The 16,710-nt window shown below is 44.3% G+C and carries 11 protein-coding genes, 1 pseudogene and 1 riboswitch; of the genes and pseudogenes, 8 read left to right on the plus strand and 4 right to left on the minus strand.

The window, feature by feature from the left end:
- Positions 1–210, plus strand: a pseudogene (locus QUB12_RS26635) (hypothetical protein); the annotation flags it as partial.
- A gap of 142 nt (positions 211–352) precedes the next feature.
- On the opposite strand, the gene QUB12_RS26640 reads toward QUB12_RS26635, so the two are convergent.
- A complete protein-coding gene (locus QUB12_RS26640) occupies positions 353–664 on the minus strand; it encodes a WGxxGxxG family protein (protein WP_333139083.1) in 312 nt (103 codons plus the stop codon).
- Positions 665–986: 322 nt separating this feature from the next.
- Here QUB12_RS26640 and QUB12_RS26645 point away from each other — a divergent pair, with 322 nt between their 5' ends.
- Together QUB12_RS26645 and QUB12_RS26650 are read left to right on the plus strand one after the other, a co-directional pair.
- Complete coding sequence (locus QUB12_RS26645; protein WP_333042577.1) at positions 987–1,631, plus strand: hypothetical protein; 645 nt, start codon at positions 987–989, stop codon at positions 1,629–1,631.
- Between the two features lie 20 nt (positions 1,632–1,651).
- Positions 1,652–2,398, plus strand: a complete 747-nt coding sequence (locus QUB12_RS26650; RefSeq protein ID WP_333309178.1) for a pentapeptide repeat-containing protein — start codon at positions 1,652–1,654, stop codon at positions 2,396–2,398.
- Positions 2,399–2,577: 179 nt separating this feature from the next.
- On the opposite strand, the gene QUB12_RS26655 is transcribed toward QUB12_RS26650, so the two are convergent.
- The gene (locus QUB12_RS26655; protein ID WP_333139079.1) at positions 2,578–3,105 is read right to left on the minus strand and encodes a hypothetical protein; all 528 of its coding nucleotides are present in this window, start codon (positions 3,103–3,105) and stop codon (positions 2,578–2,580) included.
- Positions 3,106–3,774: 669 nt separating this feature from the next.
- On the opposite strand from QUB12_RS26655, the gene pyrE reads away from it, so the two are divergent.
- The 4 genes from pyrE (at position 3,775) to QUB12_RS26675 (ending at position 6,946) form a co-directional block, all read left to right on the plus strand.
- Positions 3,775–4,350: an orotate phosphoribosyltransferase gene (gene pyrE, locus QUB12_RS26660; protein ID WP_333309180.1), complete on the plus strand. Its 576-nt coding sequence runs from the start codon at positions 3,775–3,777 to the stop codon at positions 4,348–4,350.
- A 114-nt stretch (positions 4,351–4,464) separates the two neighbouring features.
- Positions 4,465–5,751: a DNA (cytosine-5-)-methyltransferase gene (gene dcm / locus QUB12_RS26665; protein WP_333309183.1), complete on the plus strand. Its 1,287-nt coding sequence runs from the start codon at positions 4,465–4,467 to the stop codon at positions 5,749–5,751.
- Between the two features lie 319 nt (positions 5,752–6,070).
- The gene (locus tag QUB12_RS26670; RefSeq protein ID WP_333309184.1) at positions 6,071–6,553 is read left to right on the plus strand and encodes a hypothetical protein; all 483 of its coding nucleotides are present in this window, start codon (positions 6,071–6,073) and stop codon (positions 6,551–6,553) included.
- Between the two features lie 231 nt (positions 6,554–6,784).
- The gene (locus tag QUB12_RS26675; RefSeq protein ID WP_333139071.1) at positions 6,785–6,946 is read left to right on the plus strand and encodes a DNA cytosine methyltransferase; all 162 of its coding nucleotides are present in this window, start codon (positions 6,785–6,787) and stop codon (positions 6,944–6,946) included.
- Positions 6,947–7,342: 396 nt separating this feature from the next.
- Here QUB12_RS26675 and thiC read toward each other — a convergent pair whose 3' ends face one another.
- Entirely contained in the window at positions 7,343–8,716 is a 1,374-nt protein-coding gene (thiC, locus tag QUB12_RS26680; RefSeq protein ID WP_333102218.1) for a phosphomethylpyrimidine synthase ThiC, read from the minus strand.
- A 7-nt stretch (positions 8,717–8,723) separates the two neighbouring features.
- Positions 8,724–8,820: riboswitch (TPP riboswitch) on the minus strand.
- A 187-nt stretch (positions 8,821–9,007) separates the two neighbouring features.
- Entirely contained in the window at positions 9,008–9,826 is an 819-nt protein-coding gene (locus tag QUB12_RS26685; protein ID WP_333139068.1) for a Uma2 family endonuclease, read from the minus strand.
- Between the two features lie 809 nt (positions 9,827–10,635).
- Here QUB12_RS26685 and QUB12_RS26690 point away from each other — a divergent pair.
- Complete coding sequence (locus tag QUB12_RS26690) at positions 10,636–16,710, plus strand: AAA family ATPase (protein WP_333309187.1); 6,075 nt, start codon at positions 10,636–10,638, stop codon at positions 16,708–16,710.

Consider the following 16,710-nt stretch of genomic DNA (forward strand, 5'->3'; position numbering starts at 1 on the left):
CTCATTATTGTCTCGGATGATTCACTTTTACGCCCTCAATCCGTCTATGTGCCAGTTGGGGGTGCGGAATGTGGGTTAAATCTGAGATGTGGCACCATTGTCAGGAACAGGCAAGATGCCTGTTCCACAAAAAGTGAATTTTCTTGTGGAACAGGCATCTTGCCTGTTCATAAAAAGCTTATTGACAATAGTGCCATATCTCAGATTTAACCAATTTTATGGTCGTTCGATCGCGCATCATCTCCAATAAAAAAACCCCACAGATGGAGGTTTTTTGATTATTATTGGCTATCGTCGGACAGGGTAAAACATCCTGTCCCTGCAGGATGCCCACAGCACTAAGACTCGATTCTTAGCGGTAGTCAGTGCGGACTGCTGGGTCGCGATCGGCTGTTGTAGTGGTATAGCGGACATTTTCTTCACGTTTTTTGGGTATTAAACCTAACAAGCCAGATAAGCCGAGTAAGCCCAACCATCCCCAATCAAAATCGCGATCGCTTTCAGCATTGTAGACATCGGAGCGAGGAGTGGTGGTGGTTGTAGTGTTGTTAGTACCGCCAGTTGTATCTGTCTGAGCTGAAGCAGGCAGATGAGCTGGTGCTATGGCTAAACCAGCAGCTATAATACCTGCACCGATTGCTTTGGATAAATCAGAACGTTTCATAATTCAAATGCTCTCTGTTGGCTAAAATCTTTAACTATCACAACTATATCGATTGGCTTTTAAATTTAAATCCACCTCTAGCAGTAAACATTGTTAGGTTCTACGTATAACTAGAGATTGATATCAAATTTTTAGCGGGCGCACAAAATATAAGATTGCTCGCGGAGGCACTCCGGCACTAGAAATCGCGGGTCTGGCACCTCACTCGGTTATGAGGCACTCCGGCAGTCCCGACAATAGACAAGGTGTTGTTTACAAAAAAAGGTAAACTCAGATATTGCACAGATAAGTGTTGGAACTCGATCGACGGAGATAAAAACTTTTGGGTATAGAGCTACGCAGCTACGTATTTCTAGACAACTTGCAGCCGCAGCACGCAGCATACATCGGCACCATCGCCGCCGGATTCTTGCCGCTGCCGGGGGATGCGTCGCTGTGGATAGAAATCTCCCCCGGTATCGAAATTAACCGAATTACCGATGTCGCCCTCAAATCTGCCTCCGTGCGCCCAGGAGTGCAGATAGTCGAACGCTTGTACGGCCTTCTGGAAGTACACTCGGGCCAGCAGGGGGAAACGCGGGCCGCAGGCAAAGCAATTCTAGAATTCATGGGAGTCCGCAGAGAAGAAGGTATCAAACCGCGAGTGATTTCCAGTCAAATTATTCGCAACATTGACCCCCACCAAACACAATTAATCAACCGCACCCGCCGCGGACAGTTGCTGCTGGCGGGACAAACGCTTTACGTATTAGAAGTAGAACCGGCGGCCTATGCAGCGCTGGCGGCCAATGAAGCAGAAAAAGGCGCATCTATTAACATCTTAGAGGTTCAGGCTGTAGGCAGTTTCGGACGGCTGTACCTCGGCGGCGCAGAACGAGATATTATAGCAGGTTCCCAGGCAGCAATTGCGGCGGTGGAAAATGTGACGGGTCGAGAAAATCCAACAATTTTTGGTCGCAAGGAATAGCCGTTAAAGGAGATGCAATTATGGCAAATACACAGCATTTAGCGCTGTTAAAAAAAGGTGCAGTTACTTGGATTGAATGGAGAAGTCTCAACCCAAATATAGAACCGGATCTCAGCGAAGCTAACCTCGCCGAAGCAAATCTCAGAGGTGCGTATCTTTGGCGGTCTAACCTTTTTAAGACCGATTTGTTTAAGGCTAAATTAATTGCGGCAAACCTCGCCGAATCCAACATCAGTTTAGCAAATCTTGCTGGAGCGCAACTGCTCGAAGCTAATTTAATTAAAGCTAATTTAACTGGAACTAACCTCGGAGCAGCAGACATTAGGGGAGCTGATTTGAGCGGTGCTAATTTAATTGGGGCTGACCTCACCGCTGCTAATCTCCAACAAACCGATTTCGCAGATGCGAATTTAATCGGTGCGGTGATGTTTCGAGTTAATGCGATGGGCGCGAACCTCAACTGTGCTAATCTCAGTCAAGCTAATCTGACTCAAGCCGAATTGATTGAAGCACATTGCTATGCAGCTAATTTCTCTAAAGCTAACCTCGGAGAATCTCACTTCACTGGAGCATATCTTTTCCGGGCAAATCTCAGTTTTGCACAGTTGAGCGCGGCAGATTTCCGGTGGGCAAACCTTGGCAAAGCTGATTTGAGAGGCGCGAATTTGACCGGGGCAAATCTTAGGGGAGCGAACTTGGCGGGAGCGATTTTGGGGGAAGCTATTTTGAAAGGAACAATCATGCCTGACGGCAGCATTGTTCGATAAATATTGGATAATATTTAGTCCTGTAAAATAACCGCGATAGTTAAAAGAAAGCCAGTGGCGCGTTTACCGAAAGGATTGCCAAAACATGAATTTTTGGGGCGGGTTCAGACTTTCTCTCTAATACAAATCCGAGATGAGAGTAAACCCGCCTCGGCTCAAAACTCGCAACTGTCGATCGATTAATTTTTGCCAGGGGGCGATACTTGATAAAGTCCTCTAACGGGCCCTTGATCAGTCGGTGAACCTTCCTGCTGTGTTGGAAGTGTAAACTGATCTTGGAGTCCGGCGGGAGTGGGGAAACAGCCGCTCGGTTGAGGTGCTAGCTGGCAAGCTGGAGGCAGTGCCATGATTGAGGCATCGAAGGGATTGACGGCATCTGGGACGCGCAGAATCGGATCGCTGGAAACTTGCCGCTGCATTACTCGTCGGTAGAAGCCGTTGACGCGACTAGCATCCCGCTCAATTTCTTTTTCGGGAAAGGCAACGACGCCGCTGGGGGAACCGATGCCTAAATAGTCGCCCAAGTAACCTTGCAAGCTGACGTTGTGGTAAAAGTCTCCTGAAGCTTGAAAAAATTGTCGGTTGAAGTCGTCGGCAATTGGATGAAATCGCTCTGTTTGTGCTTGAGCTGGTTTGACGGATGCCATTGCAGCAGAGGCGACAGCGAGAATCAACGCGCCGCTCAGGCTTTTTAACTTTTGACTCATATATTTGGGCCTCCTTAATTAATTCCGATTCCACTTTGACACTCCCTGACCTAAAGGACAGGGATTCTTAATTCAGCGACTGACCTTAAAATGTTGCGTCCTTTCGGCAATACTCAAACTTTTCAACCGTGCAATTGCACCAATTGACCAGCTTAACTCACAACCACCCCAGAGGGTCTATCTCCAAAAGCGTACTAGGGTACGAACCTAGAGTTCGGGTGTGCCCCACCCTACTTGATTGAAACAAATTATTGATTTTCTGGTGGGTGAGAATGCGTTGATTCCCCAGCTCTGTTTTACAAGGTTTTCGCTACCCTTCTTTTTGCTTTTAAAAAGCTTTCAGGTTCGAGGGTGCCGACTAAAAGCCGCTTCACAACCGCCCACCTTGGGAATTACAACCATGTGTATTCTATCAAAAAGCCGTCAAGCGATTTTAGATTTTAGATTTTAGATTTTAGAATTGAAGCATTGACCCCACGGATAAATTCGGGGGCAAGTTTCATCGGAGACAGGTTTTTTATTTCACCGGTCCTGAGTTGGCGCGTTGGAATGAATCCGGGGGCTTTTATCCTGGATGCCTTCGGTCAAGCGAAAGACGGGATTTTCAACCCAATTTTTTGATAAACTGATTATCGGCGGATTATTTGTGTTTTTTATAGGGTGTGAGTTATGGATGCTGCGGATTTAAAGGTGTTGCGCGATCGACTTCTAGATTTGTTGTGCGAGTTTGCCTATCGCGAAGGCGATTTTATGCTGTCTTCGGGGCAGAAAAGTTCTTATTACATTAACTGCAAACCGGTGACGCTGCACGCTGAAGGTGCTTTGGCAACGGGACGTTTGCTGTTGTCGATGCTGTCGTCTGATGTGCAAGCTGTGGGCGGTTTGACTTTGGGTGCTGACCCGATTGTAACTGCTGTGAGTGTGGTTTCGGCTCTGGAAGGTCGATCGATTCCGGCGCTAATTGTCAGAAAGGAGACGAAGGGACACGGGACAATGGCCTATATTGAGGGGCCGCTGTTGCCAGAGGGGACGAATGTAGCGGTTTTGGAGGATGTGGTGACGACGGGTAAGTCGGCGATGCAGGCGGTGGAGAGGTTGCGCGGTGCGGGTTATAAGGTCGATCGGGTGTTGTCGCTGATTGACAGAGAGCAAGGTGGTGCGGAGTTTTATCGCTCTGTTGGATTGGACTTTGAAACAGTTTTTACGATTAATGATCTTCAAAAGTGGATGGCTAGCAAAAAATAGGCAAAAGTGCGATTCCCCTCGTTACTAGGTTCTACCTGGTAACGCAGATGCTTTCGCTCTGCCTCATGTTAAAAATGGTGCAAGATATCAATCTTAACCAGCCAGTTTAAGGCTATGAAAACCCTCCGTTTTATTGACTTATTCTCAGGAATAGGCGGCATGAGATTAGCGTTTGAATCCGCCGCTCGTTCCTTGAATCTGCAAACAGAATGCGTATTAAGCAGCGAAATCAATTCCGACGCTCAATTAGTTTACCATAAAAACTTTGCCGACACACCTTTAGGCGACATCCGATTAATTGACAAACTGCCTGAACATGAAATTTTACTAGCGGGATTTCCTTGTCAGTCTTTCTCCTATGCTGGCAAAAAAGAGGGCTTTGGAGACACCAGAGGCACCCTATTTTTTGAGATTGCAAGGTTAATTGATACCTTTAAACCTCAAGCATTTATTTTCGAGAACGTGCGGGGGCTTGTCAGCCACGACGGCGGCAGAACCCTCGAAACTATTAAGGGCGAAATCAAAAGCCGAGGTTACAGCTTCGATTATTTTTTGCTCAACAGCTCTAACTTTAGTTTACCTCAGAACCGCGTCCGAGTTTACCTAGTAGGAATTTTAAATGCTTCGCCCCAATTTAAGCTAATTTCCGACTTAGGCCCAAAAGATTCGCATTCCTCTAGTCATCAACAGCTATCGTTCTTTTCCCCGTTAAGTCAACCTGTCACAGTTGCAGATATTTTGGAAGACAATCCAGAACCAAAATATGATTGTTCGCCAGAATTTGTTAATGCGTTGAAACAAATAGTTAACAATGATTTCAGTCGCTTGCACGGTAGGCGACTAATTGACTATCGCGGCGGCAATTCGATTCATTCTTGGGAACTGGGTTTGCGAGGCGAGTGCAGTTTAGACGAAATTGAATTAATGAATCTTTTTATCTTGAAAAGGCGCAATAAAGAATTTGGCGCTGACCAAGATGGCAAGCTATTAACTAAAGAGCAAATAGCTACTTTTTTTTCTCATCCCAATCTCGATGAAATGCTGGATTCCTTGGTAACAAAAAAGTACCTGCAACGGAACAACAATCAATACAAACCTGTATCCGGTAACTTTTCCTTTGAAGTATATAAATTTCTCGATCCGCAGAAAATTTCTGTAACAATTGTTGCCAGTGATGCTAATAGATTAGGGGTTTACTCTCATAACCGAGTCCGCAGGATTACTCCCCGCGAGGCGGCGCGGTTACAAGGTTTTTCCGATAGTTTTATTCTGCATCCTAATGATGATAAAGCTTATCATCAACTGGGTAATAGTGTAAGTATTAATGTAGTTAAAGCTGTTGCTCTAGAAGTGATCCAGAATGTTTTGTGCTCTACCAAACAAAAAGTTAGCGCCTGGTGAATTGGGAAGGGTGAGCCGAGTATTTTCGCTCACCCTAGGAACTAGCTTGGCGCTACAGGTTCCTTAGCCAAAAACTTCTCTAATTCCGTGAAAGCATCGGCATCAACCTTAGATCGGTGTTTTATTGGGTGGGATTAGAAACTATGTCTGCTCTAATTTTATCAAAATCAGCTCAGGTACTTGGAGGACAAGGGAAAATAAAGTTTTCGGTGCTAAACAAGCGCAAGCTTTCAGGTTGAGAGTCTCTACCAATAGGCCTATTTTAGCACAGCGAAATTATAACCTGAGTGAGATATTAACTAGAGAAGACTGTTTTAAAATGTTAGATGACGCGCAAGGAGAAGCAGTAATGATTTTACCTGCATCTATTAAAAGGAAATGGAAACTACTGGCAACAGCCTTTATTTGTCCTCTGACACTAATTGGTGTTGGGATTCAGCAACAACCGCTTCAAGCACAACAAAATCCCTCTAAGACTAATGTTGCTGCTTTGCCAGATGGTATTTACCTGTACGGAGATTCGCCACAGCCCAACCAAGTTCTTCAAAACTATATCGTGTTTCAACGTCAGAACGATCGCGTCGTTGGTGCAATCTACGCGCCGCGATCGGACTTTGCGTGCTTCACTGGTAAAATTGAGGGAAATACACTGTACGGGAAAACCATGTCAGGCGGACAAATTCAAACAGTTGAAGTCAATACTCAGCTAACAAATCTGCATTCTATTCGCACAATTAGCGCAAACGATCGCCGCATTCTTTCAACGTGTCAACAGACAGCGCGAGCTAACATATCCAGGTAAATCTTTTACCTAGCTCAAATGGTGCATGAGGCTGGCGGTGCGTTACACGGCGTTAACGCACCCTACGAATTGAAAATTTCTCGTTACCAGGCTCTACCTGGTAATGAATATCTAGAGGCTCTGCCTCCATATTTCTCGTTACCAGGCTCTGCCTGGTAATGAATATCTAGAGGCTCTGCCTCCATTAAAAAATAGCACAAAATATGAGTTTTCACCACCGGCTTAATAGCCATGAAAAAAATCCGTTTTATTGACTTATTCTCAGGAAGAGGCGGCATGAGATTAGCGTTTGAAGCCGCCGCTAGTTCCTTGAATCGGGAAACGGAATGCCTCTTAAGCAGCGAAATCAATCCCGACGCTCAGTTAGTTTACCAGTACAGGGTAGGCCGCTAATTGACTATCGCGGTAGCAATTCTCTTCATTCTTGCAAACTGGGTTTGCGAGGCTAGTGCAGTTTAGACGAAATTGAGTTGATGAAGAGTTTTATATCGACAAGGCGAAATAAAGAATTTGGGCATGACTAAGATGGCAAACTATTAACTAAAGAGCAAATAGCTACTTTTTTTGCTCTTCCCAATCTCGATAAAATTCTGGATTCCTGGGTAACAAAAAAGTACCTGCAAGGGAACATCGCAATTCTCCTTTTCGGAAACTGCTTTTAATCTAACCTTAAGTAAGGTGCGCCATCAGCACCCTACTTTTGAGCGGGCAGGATGGCCGCCCCACAAGAAACGAAACAGCTTTAGGATTAAGTAAGGTGAGCAATGCCCACCCTACGAATTAATCCAATTAGCTTTGGGCTACAGGTTCCTTAGCCAAAAACTTCTCTAATTCCGTCAAAGCATCGGCATCAACCTTAGTCTGCATCGGACAGAACTTAGGCCCGCACATTGAACAGAATTCAGCAGTTTTGTAGATATCCGCCGGCAAAGTTTCGTCGTGATATTCCTTTGCCCGTTCTGGATCTAATGACAGCTCAAATTGACGGTTCCAATCGAAATTGTAACGCGCTTTCGAGAGTTCATCATCGCGATCGCGCGCACCCGGACGGCCCCGTGCAATATCTGCAGCGTGAGCCGCGATTTTGTAAGCAATCAGCCCGTTTCGGACATCCTCAGCATTCGGCAATCCTAAGTGTTCCTTCGGTGTCACGTAACACAGCATTGCAGTACCGTACCAACCAGCCATCGCCGCCCCAATTGCTGAGGTAATGTGGTCGTACCCAGGCGCAATATCTGTCACCAACGGCCCCAAAACATAGAAGGGTGCTTCCGAACATTCCTCCATTTGTTTCTTGACATTAAACTCAATTTGATCCATCGGCACGTGGCCGGGCCCTTCCACCATTACCTGCACATCATGTTCCCAAGCTTTGCGAGTTAATTGTCCCAAAGTTTTGAGTTCAGCTAATTGAGCATCATCCGACGCATCGTGAGTGCAACCGGGGCGCAAAGAATCTCCCAAACTAAACGAAACATCGTATTTTTTGAAGATTTCAATGATGTCGTTAAAGTGAGTGTAGAGGGGATTTTGTTTGTGGTGATGCAGCATCCACCGCGCCAAAATGCCGCCGCCGCGAGAGACAATCCCAGTCAACCGATTTTTTACCAACGGCAAATGCTCGATCAAAATTCCGGCGTGAATTGTTTGGTAATCAACGCCTTGTTGAGCGTGTTTGTCAATGATGTGAAGAAAGTCATTGGGCGTCAGACTTTCCATATTACCATGAACGCTTTCTAAAGCTTGGTAAATTGGTACAGTACCGATCGGCACTGGTGAAGCTTTGATAATCGTAGTGCGAATTTCATCCAAATTACCGCCACCGGTGGACAAGTCCATCACGGTATCAGCGCCGTATTTCACTGCTAATTTAAGCTTGTCAACTTCTTCTTCCATATTGGAAGAGTTGGGAGATGCACCGATATTAGCATTGACTTTGCATTTAGACGCAATGCCGATCGCCATCGGTTCCAAATTCGGGTGATTGATATTAGCGGGAATAATCATCCGTCCCCGCGCTACTTCCGCGCGGATAAGTTCTGGCGGGAGATTCTCTCGCTTAGCAACAAAGTGCATTTCCTCAGTAATTACACCTTGACGGGCGTAGTGCATTTGAGATACATTGCTCTGGCCCTGACGCTTAGCGATCCATTCGGTACGCATATTTAATTTCCTTGATAAACAGCTTCCCTCCGCTGGTATTACCCAGACTCAGGTTCTAAGGGTGTTTTCTCAGCCCGGATATTCGGGCACCCCTAGCTAAGCTGTTGATTGTATCACCGATTTCTGTACCAGATCAAAGCAATTAAGGAAATCTTAATATAAACAATGGGGTGAGGAGATCGAAAGTGCGAGCTCCCTTTTGGGGTTTCTGATATTTCTGCTGTTTAAAAAGTACAAGCGAGCGAAGCTATCCCGAAGGGAATCGCACCCCATTTAACAACCTAAAAACAATCACACCTCATCAGGATTAATCCCCATTTCGCGCAATTTTGCTGCTAGGCGATCAGCGCGTTCTTTTTCTTCCTCCGCGCGAAGGCTTTCTTGTTGCGCGCGAAGGCTTTCTCGTTCTGCCCGCAGGCGTTCTTCTTGGGCACGTTCCTCTCCAATTAACAGCAAATTCCCTTCACTATCCCACCAACGCAACCAAGGTAAATTCATCTCATCATATTCACCTTGCCAAATGCCCAACTCAACTCCAAGCTGAGGAATCGGATAGCGACCGCGCTCATTTACACTCATGCGCTGATAGCGATTGTCTTCTAAATGATACATTTCTACAGCCGCTTTTTTCACTTCATAAATGCCGTAGTAAGGCACGCGAATCGCCTGTTCGTAAACCCAAAATTTTCCCACCTTTTGTTCTTCTGCTTGACCGGGTTCTGGTGGCGGCGTTCTATCTCGCTCTTCTGAACCATTACCCGACACAAATTCCAAAACAATCAGCGGTGCAACGTATTCTTTCCACAATACATAAGAACGTCGCACCTCACCATTTAATAGTGGAGGAACATTCGGCACATAAAACCAATCGGGTGCTTCGGCACCGCGTTCGAGAGGGTCAGTTAAACGCCAATAAATCCCACAATCTTGACCGATACGATAGCGTCCGTCAGGATGAATTCGTTGCAATATTGGTCGGAGTGAATCAGTCAGGATAATGCTTTGAGGAAGTTCTTGAAAGTTTTTCACAAAAGTACCGTCCGACTCTGGTAATTCAGTGTGGTCTGGGAGATGGGTGACTTCCAATTCAAATGGTTTGGCAATAGTCATAAAACTTGCGCTGATTTGAGGAATTCAACTTATTATAGTAGAAGGAAGAAGGAAAAAGCGAAATTGGGCGAATTACAAGCCCCCGGTAAATCACTAAAATTTAATCATCAAAAAGTCAGCCTAACCCAAGATAAAATCAACGCTCACTACTGTTGGTACCGTTTGGGTTTTGGGTCAATGCAGAGATTGCTGTTGTTCTTGTCGGTGAGCATTGTTAACTCTGAGCGAGAAGAGCTTTCAGTTCAGATTCTGTTTCCCCCCTTTGAATCTTGACAACTCCTGACATTTTCGCTCTTTATATTTGGGTAATAACTCACAAAAATGACATCTACTAACTGTAGCAGTTTTTTAGAAAGTTGGTTAATTCCTGAAACTCATTTGAAGCTTTGTTAATTTATTTTTTATGACATTTAACAATGTTAAATTTTCTTTACTGATTGATACAAAAATATAATTCAATGATATCCGCTTGAACGCAATCCGAGGGAGCCAAGGAGAGTAAAAGCCAATAAATAAATTACACTTTATTAACTTTTAATATGTTTTAAGATTTTTAGGGCATCCTAGATAGATCAGCATAGTTCGCTAAAAGCAAGCATAGCCTTTCTAAGATAGTGAACTTTTGGCTGTAGAAAAGCCCTTCTGACTCGCTGCCCTTGGCTCGTCTACGCTTTGTAGAAAAGTCCCGGCAAAAACTGGGCTAACTTTTGTTGAGTAAATTGCTATGTTACAATCAGCTCTAACAATAATTAAGTTTTAAAACCGGCCTGAACCTCACGCTCAATTCCCTTGCGATCGCTAGAATAACAATGACTCTCAACTTAGCTGGCTATCAATTCGTTGAAACCCTCCACAGCGGGATAAGAACTTCAGTCGATCGCGCTCGCAAGGATTCGGACTTGTCCAGCGCGATCGTCAAAACGCTAAAGGCTGAGTATCCCACTCTTTCTGACATCACCCGCTTGCGGCACGAATATCAAATTCTGCACAGCTTGAACGTAGAAGCGATTATCAAAGCCATTAGTTTAGAAAGCTATAACAACGGTTTAGCACTAATATTAGAAGATTCAGGCTCCGAGTCTCTCAACGATTGGATGAAGCGTAAAAAACTCACAATTATTCAATTTCTTTCTTTGGGTCTCCAGCTTGTCTCTGCCTTAGCCGAAATCCATAAACATAACATTATTCATAAAGATGTAAAGCCACAAAATATTATCATCAACCCAGCCACTGAAAAAGTTCAAATTATTGATTTCAGCATCGCTTCGCGCCTGGAGCGAGAAAATTCGACGCTCAGCCATCCAGATTTGCTCGAAGGCACACTCGCCTATATGTCGCCAGAACAAACTGGCCGGATGAATCGGTCAATAGACTACCGCACTGATTTTTATTCACTAGGCGTTACCTTCTATGAAATGCTCACAGGCGAGTTGCCCTTTAATTCCACAGACCCGCTGGAATTGGTACACAGCCATATTGCCAAAACTCCCATTCCCCCTCACCAGCTAAATCCTGAAATCCCACCCCAAATTTCAGCGATTGCGATGAAGTTATTAGCTAAAAATGCTGAAGACCGCTACCAAAGCACTGAGGGACTAAAATTTGACTTAGAAACTTGCTTGGTAAAACTACAGGCTAGCGGATATATTTCCAACTTTGTTGTTGGAAGTGCGGATAAAGCAGGGCAATTAAATATACCGCAAAAGCTCTACGGTCGCGACCAAGAAATTGAAAATATTCTAGAAACTTTCGATCGCGTTGCCAGTGGTTCCACCGAATTAATGCTGGTTTCCGGTTATTCCGGGATAGGCAAAACAGTTTTGGTCAATGAAGTTCACAAACCCATTGTGCGGCAACGAGGCTATTTTATTGCAGGTAAATTTGACCAGTTCAAGCGCAATATTCCTTATACTTCTCTGATTCAAGCATTCCAATCCTTAACTCAGCAACTTCTAACCGAAGGCGAAGTAGAAATCCAAACTTGGAAAGAAAAACTGTTATCCGCTTTAGGCGATAACGGACAAGTCATCATTGATGTTATCCCTCAAATCGAATTAATTATTGGCAAACAGCTACCCGTACCTGAGCTAGGGGCAACTGAAGCTCAAAACCGTTTCAGTCGCGTCTTTAAACAATTCATTGGCGTATTTACGACTATTGACCATCCCTTAGTTATCTTCCTCGATGACTTGCAGTGGGCGGATTCGGCATCGTTGAAATTAATTGAATTGCTAATAACTGATTCTGATAGCGAGTATTTATTGGTGATTGGGGCATATCGAGATAACGAAGTTTATCCAACTCATCCGACGATGCAAACGATTGACAAGATTCGCCAAACTGGTGCGACGGTGAATAATATTGTCCTTCAACCATTACATCTGGTTCATGTCGAAGAATTAATTGCGGATACTTTAAATGAATCTGGCGGTTCCGAACCCCTGTCTGTAAAGACGCGAAATTTCGCCTCTCTACTTTTTAATAAAACGCAGGGCAATCCTTTCTTCTTAAGTCAAATCCTCAAAACTCTCTATCAAGAAGATTTGTTGACTTATAACTTCACCCCCCTAATTCCCCCTTACCAAGGGGGGACAAAGGGGGGTTGGCAATGGAATATTGAGCAAATTCAAGCGATCGGCATCACCGATTACAATGTTGTCGAGCTGATTGCTAGAAACATACGCAAATTGCCAGAGTATACACAAAAAGTATTAAAATTTGCTGCTTGTATTGGCAACACTTTTAACTTAGAAGTTTTGGCGATTGTCAATCAGGAATTATCCTTAGTCACGGCGGCGCAATTGTGGGAAGCACTTCAAGCTGGCTTGATTTTACCTTTGAGCAATGAATACAAAATTCCCCTCGTATTTAGTCAGGAAGAATCGGGGGGCTTTACCTTAACTGATGTGAAAGTTGACTACAAGTTTTTACATGACAGAGTGCAGCAAGCGGCCTATTCTTTGATTCCAGATGAGCAGAAAAAAGAAACCCACTTAAAAATCGGTCAACTGCTGCTGCAAAGTACAACGCCAGAAGACCGAAAAGAAAATATTTTCGCTTTAGTTAACCAACTCAATTATGGTACTGACTTACTTACCACTGAATCCCAAAAATATGAACTAGCCCAATTGAATCTGATTGCAGGTCAGAAAGCCAAAGCTGCTACAGCCCACGATTCCGCCGTCAAATATTTGCAAGTGGGTTTATCTCTGTTAGCGGTAGATAGCTGGGAGAATCGGTATGAACTGACATTAAGGCTGCATGAGGAAGCAGCAGAATCAGCATATTTGAGTGGTGATTTTGACGGAATGCAGAGATTCGTTGAGATAGTACAAAACTACGCCAAAACGCTGCTGGACAAAGTGAAAGTGTACGAAGTCCAGATGCAGGCTTACATAGGGCAGAACAGGCTGCTAGAAGCCGTTAATACAGCGCTACAAGTTTTAAAGCTATTAGGGGTCGAGTTTCCCTCTGAGCCGAAACCGTCCGATATTGGGCAGGCACTAGGCGAAACTGCGGCAATTTTGAGTGGAACGCGAATTGAGGATTTAATTGACCTGCCTCGAATGAGCGATCGCTATAAACTAGCAGCCATCAAACTTTTATCAAGTATCTTTGCTCCTGCATATATTGCTGCTCCTACACTGTTGCCGTTGACTGTGTGCAAACAAGTAGATTTATCCGTCCAATATGGTAATGCTTCTGTTTCTCCCATTGCTTATGCCAATTATGGTCTTCTGCTTTGCGGAGTTGTGGGAGATATTGATTCGGGTTATCAGTTTGGTCAATTAGCTTTAAGTCTGCTGTCAAAGTTAAATGCTCAAGAAATCAAAGCCAAAACAGTCGTCATAGTAAATATATTTATCCGACCTTGGAAAGAGCATCTGAGACAAACATTAGAGCCTTTGCTATCAGCTTACTCTAGCGGATTGGAAATGGGAGATTTAGAATTTGGTGCTTTTGGTCTATTGGTGTACTCTTATTTCTCTTACTATACCGGCCAAGAGCTGACTTCCCTTGAAAGAGAAATGGCAATCAACAGAAATGCTATTCAGAAAATCAAGCAGAAAACAGCGCTTTATTATCACGAAATTTATTGGCAGGCTACCTTAAATCTGCTCGAAAAAAGTGAAAATACCTGCCGTCTCCAGGGTGAAGCCTGCGATGAGCAGATAAGATTGCCCCTGCACCAGGAAGCAAATGACAAAGCGGCAGTGGCCTACATATATTTAAATAAAATTATACTTTGTTATTTATTTGAAAATTACTCTGAAGCGATTGAAAATTCTGAGATAGAAGAGAAGTATTTGGACGCAGTAGTCGCAACACCTCATCTTCCTCTATTTTATTTTTACGATTCTCTAGTACGGTTAGCGGTGTATGCCCCTAGCCCCACGCCTGGGCAACATAAAATTTGCGATCGCGTACAAAGTAATCAAGAAAAAATGCAAAATTGGGCGGATTATGCCCCAATGAATCATCTGCATAAATTCTATTTGGTCGAGGCAGAAAAGCATCGGGTTTTAGGCGAAAAAGTAGAAGCAATGGAGATGTACGACAAAGCGATCGCTCTGGCTAAAGAAAACGAGTACATCAACGAAGAAGCACTAGCTCACGAACTCGCTGCCAAATTCTATTTGTCATGGGGTAAAGAAAAGATTGCCCGCACCTACATGACCGATGCTTATTATGCCTATATGCACTGGGGAGCTTTAGCTAAAGTTAAACATCTAGAAGAAAAATACCCGCAATTAATAGCGCGATCGCCTGCAGTCACGGAAACCGCTTTCAATCCTACGATGACAATTCCTCCTTTCACCATTACAGGCGGTCAAACAGAGTTGCTAGACTTGGCAACTGTAATGAAAGCATCTAGTGCCATTTCTAGCGAAATTGTTCTACCTAACTTGCTCACCAAGTTAATGAAAATTTTGATAGAAAACGCAGGCGCTGAAACTGGATCGCTTATTCTCTCAAAAGAGGGTCAACTTGTTATAGAAGTGGCGGGGACTAAAGATCAAGTCCGAGTGCTAGAATCTTTACCAGTATCAACTTCTGGGCAAGTGCCTATCTCGGTACTTAATTACGTCACCAGAACTCATAAAGATGTCGTTTTAAATGATTCGGGCCGCGAGGAAATCTTTAACGCCGACCCCTACATTGCCCAACACAAACCAAAATCAATTTTGTGTGCGCCTATCCTATCTCAAGGTAAGTTAAGTGCCATCCTGTACCTAGAAAACAACGTGATTGCTGGCGCTTTCACGCCGAAGCGGGTAGAAGTGTTGCGGATGCTATCGGGACAAGCTGCGATCGCCTTAGAAAATGCCAACCTCTATCACACTTTAGAAGTCAAAGTAGAAGAGCGAACCGAGGAATTAAAAACCAAAAATACGCGCCTAGAAGTAGAAATTCAAGAGAGACAGCGAGCCGAGGAAGCGGCAGAAGCTGCAAACCGCGCCAAAAGCCAATTTCTCGCCAACATGAGCCACGAACTTCGCACACCGCTCAACGGCATTTTAGGTTATACCCAAATCCTCAAACGAGACATAGATTTAACCAGTCAGCAAATTTCTGGTATTAACATCATTCATCAGTGTGGCGAACACCTTTTAACTCTAATCAATGACGTTCTAGACCTCTCCAAAATCGAAGCCGGAAAAATGGAACTCTACCTCACCGAGTTTCACCTGTCAGACTTTCTCCAAGGCATTACTGAAATCTGCCAGATTCGCGCCCAACAGAAGGGAATCTCTTTGATTTACGAACCGCTAACTCGACTTCCCACTTGCGTCCAAGCCGATGAAAAAAGATTGCGGCAAATTCTCATAAACTTACTCGGTAATGCCATAAAGTTCACCGAAAAAGGAGGCGTTAGTTTTAAAGTAGACAGAGTGAAGACTCAGCAATCTTTGTCATCACCAATCCCCAATCCCCAATCCCCAACAGCGAAATTTATTTTCCAAGTAGAAGATACAGGCATTGGCATCGGGCCGGACGAACTCTCAAAAATATTTTTGCCCTTCGAGCAAGCCAGCGGTTCAGATCGCCAGATAGAGGGAACAGGATTAGGGCTGCCAATTAGTCGCCAATTAGTGGAGATGATGGGCGGCGAACTGAAAGTACAAAGCTCTTTAGGTAAAGGCAGTATTTTCTGGTTTGAGTTAGAGTTGCCTATTACCGAAAGCTGGGGAGGGTATCAAAAAGAACCTGAAAAAATTATCAGGGGTTTCTCAGGCGATCGGCGGAAAATTTTAGTCGTTGACGATCGCTGGCAAAATCGCTCTGTCCTAGTTAATCTTTTAGCTCCCATTGGGTTTGAATTAATGGAGGCAACGGACGGTCAAGACTGCGTGAATAAAGCGGTGTTATTTCAACCGGACTGTATTATAATTGACTTAGTAATGCCAGTCATGGACGGCTTTGAAGCGGTGAGGCGGATCAGAAAAATCCCTCCATTGAAGGATGTAATCGCCATCGGAACTTCTGCTAGCATTTTATCCGGCGATCCCCACAGCATTGTGCAGGCTGGCTGCAACGCTTTTCTCCTCAAACCAATTCGGGCAGAAAAGTTATTAGAATGCTTGGGCCACCATTTAGGTTTAGAATGGATTTATGAAGAGCGAACAACTTTCAGTTCAGAAGGTATCTTCACCGAACTCCCTTCCCAACTCCAAGACCAACCACTGATTGCTCCCCCTTCGGAAGAAGTTGCAGTCCTGTTCGATTTAGCCATGAAAGGTGAACTCCTCAGTATTGAGCAGCGAGCCAGCAAGCTGAAGGCAATAGATATGCGTTATGCACCTTTTGCCAATCAGTTGATTGAATTAAGCAAAAACTTTGAAGAAGACAAATTAGTAGAATTTGTTCAACAGTTTAGATGA

The sequence above is a fragment of the Microcoleus sp. B7-D4 genome (genome assembly GCF_036705125.1).
Taxonomy (GTDB): Bacteria; Cyanobacteriota; Cyanobacteriia; order Cyanobacteriales; family Microcoleaceae; genus Microcoleus.

Coding starts and splice junctions, on each gene's coding strand:
- QUB12_RS26640 (WP_333139083.1), bottom strand. CDS start 664: ATGAAACGTTCTGATTTATCCAAAGCAATCGGTGCAGGTATTATAGCT.
- QUB12_RS26650 (WP_333309178.1), top strand. CDS start 1,652: ATGGCAAATACACAGCATTTAGCGCTGTTAAAAAAAGGTGCAGTTACT.
- QUB12_RS26655 (WP_333139079.1), bottom strand. CDS start 3,105: ATGAGTCAAAAGTTAAAAAGCCTGAGCGGCGCGTTGATTCTCGCTGTC.
- pyrE (WP_333309180.1), top strand. CDS start 3,775: ATGGATGCTGCGGATTTAAAGGTGTTGCGCGATCGACTTCTAGATTTG.
- dcm (WP_333309183.1), top strand. CDS start 4,465: ATGAAAACCCTCCGTTTTATTGACTTATTCTCAGGAATAGGCGGCATG.
- QUB12_RS26670 (WP_333309184.1), top strand. CDS start 6,071: ATGTTAGATGACGCGCAAGGAGAAGCAGTAATGATTTTACCTGCATCT.
- QUB12_RS26675 (WP_333139071.1), top strand. CDS start 6,785: ATGAAAAAAATCCGTTTTATTGACTTATTCTCAGGAAGAGGCGGCATG.
- thiC (WP_333102218.1), bottom strand. CDS start 8,716: ATGCGTACCGAATGGATCGCTAAGCGTCAGGGCCAGAGCAATGTATCT.
- QUB12_RS26685 (WP_333139068.1), bottom strand. CDS start 9,826: ATGACTATTGCCAAACCATTTGAATTGGAAGTCACCCATCTCCCAGAC.
- QUB12_RS26690 (WP_333309187.1), top strand. CDS start 10,636: ATGACTCTCAACTTAGCTGGCTATCAATTCGTTGAAACCCTCCACAGC.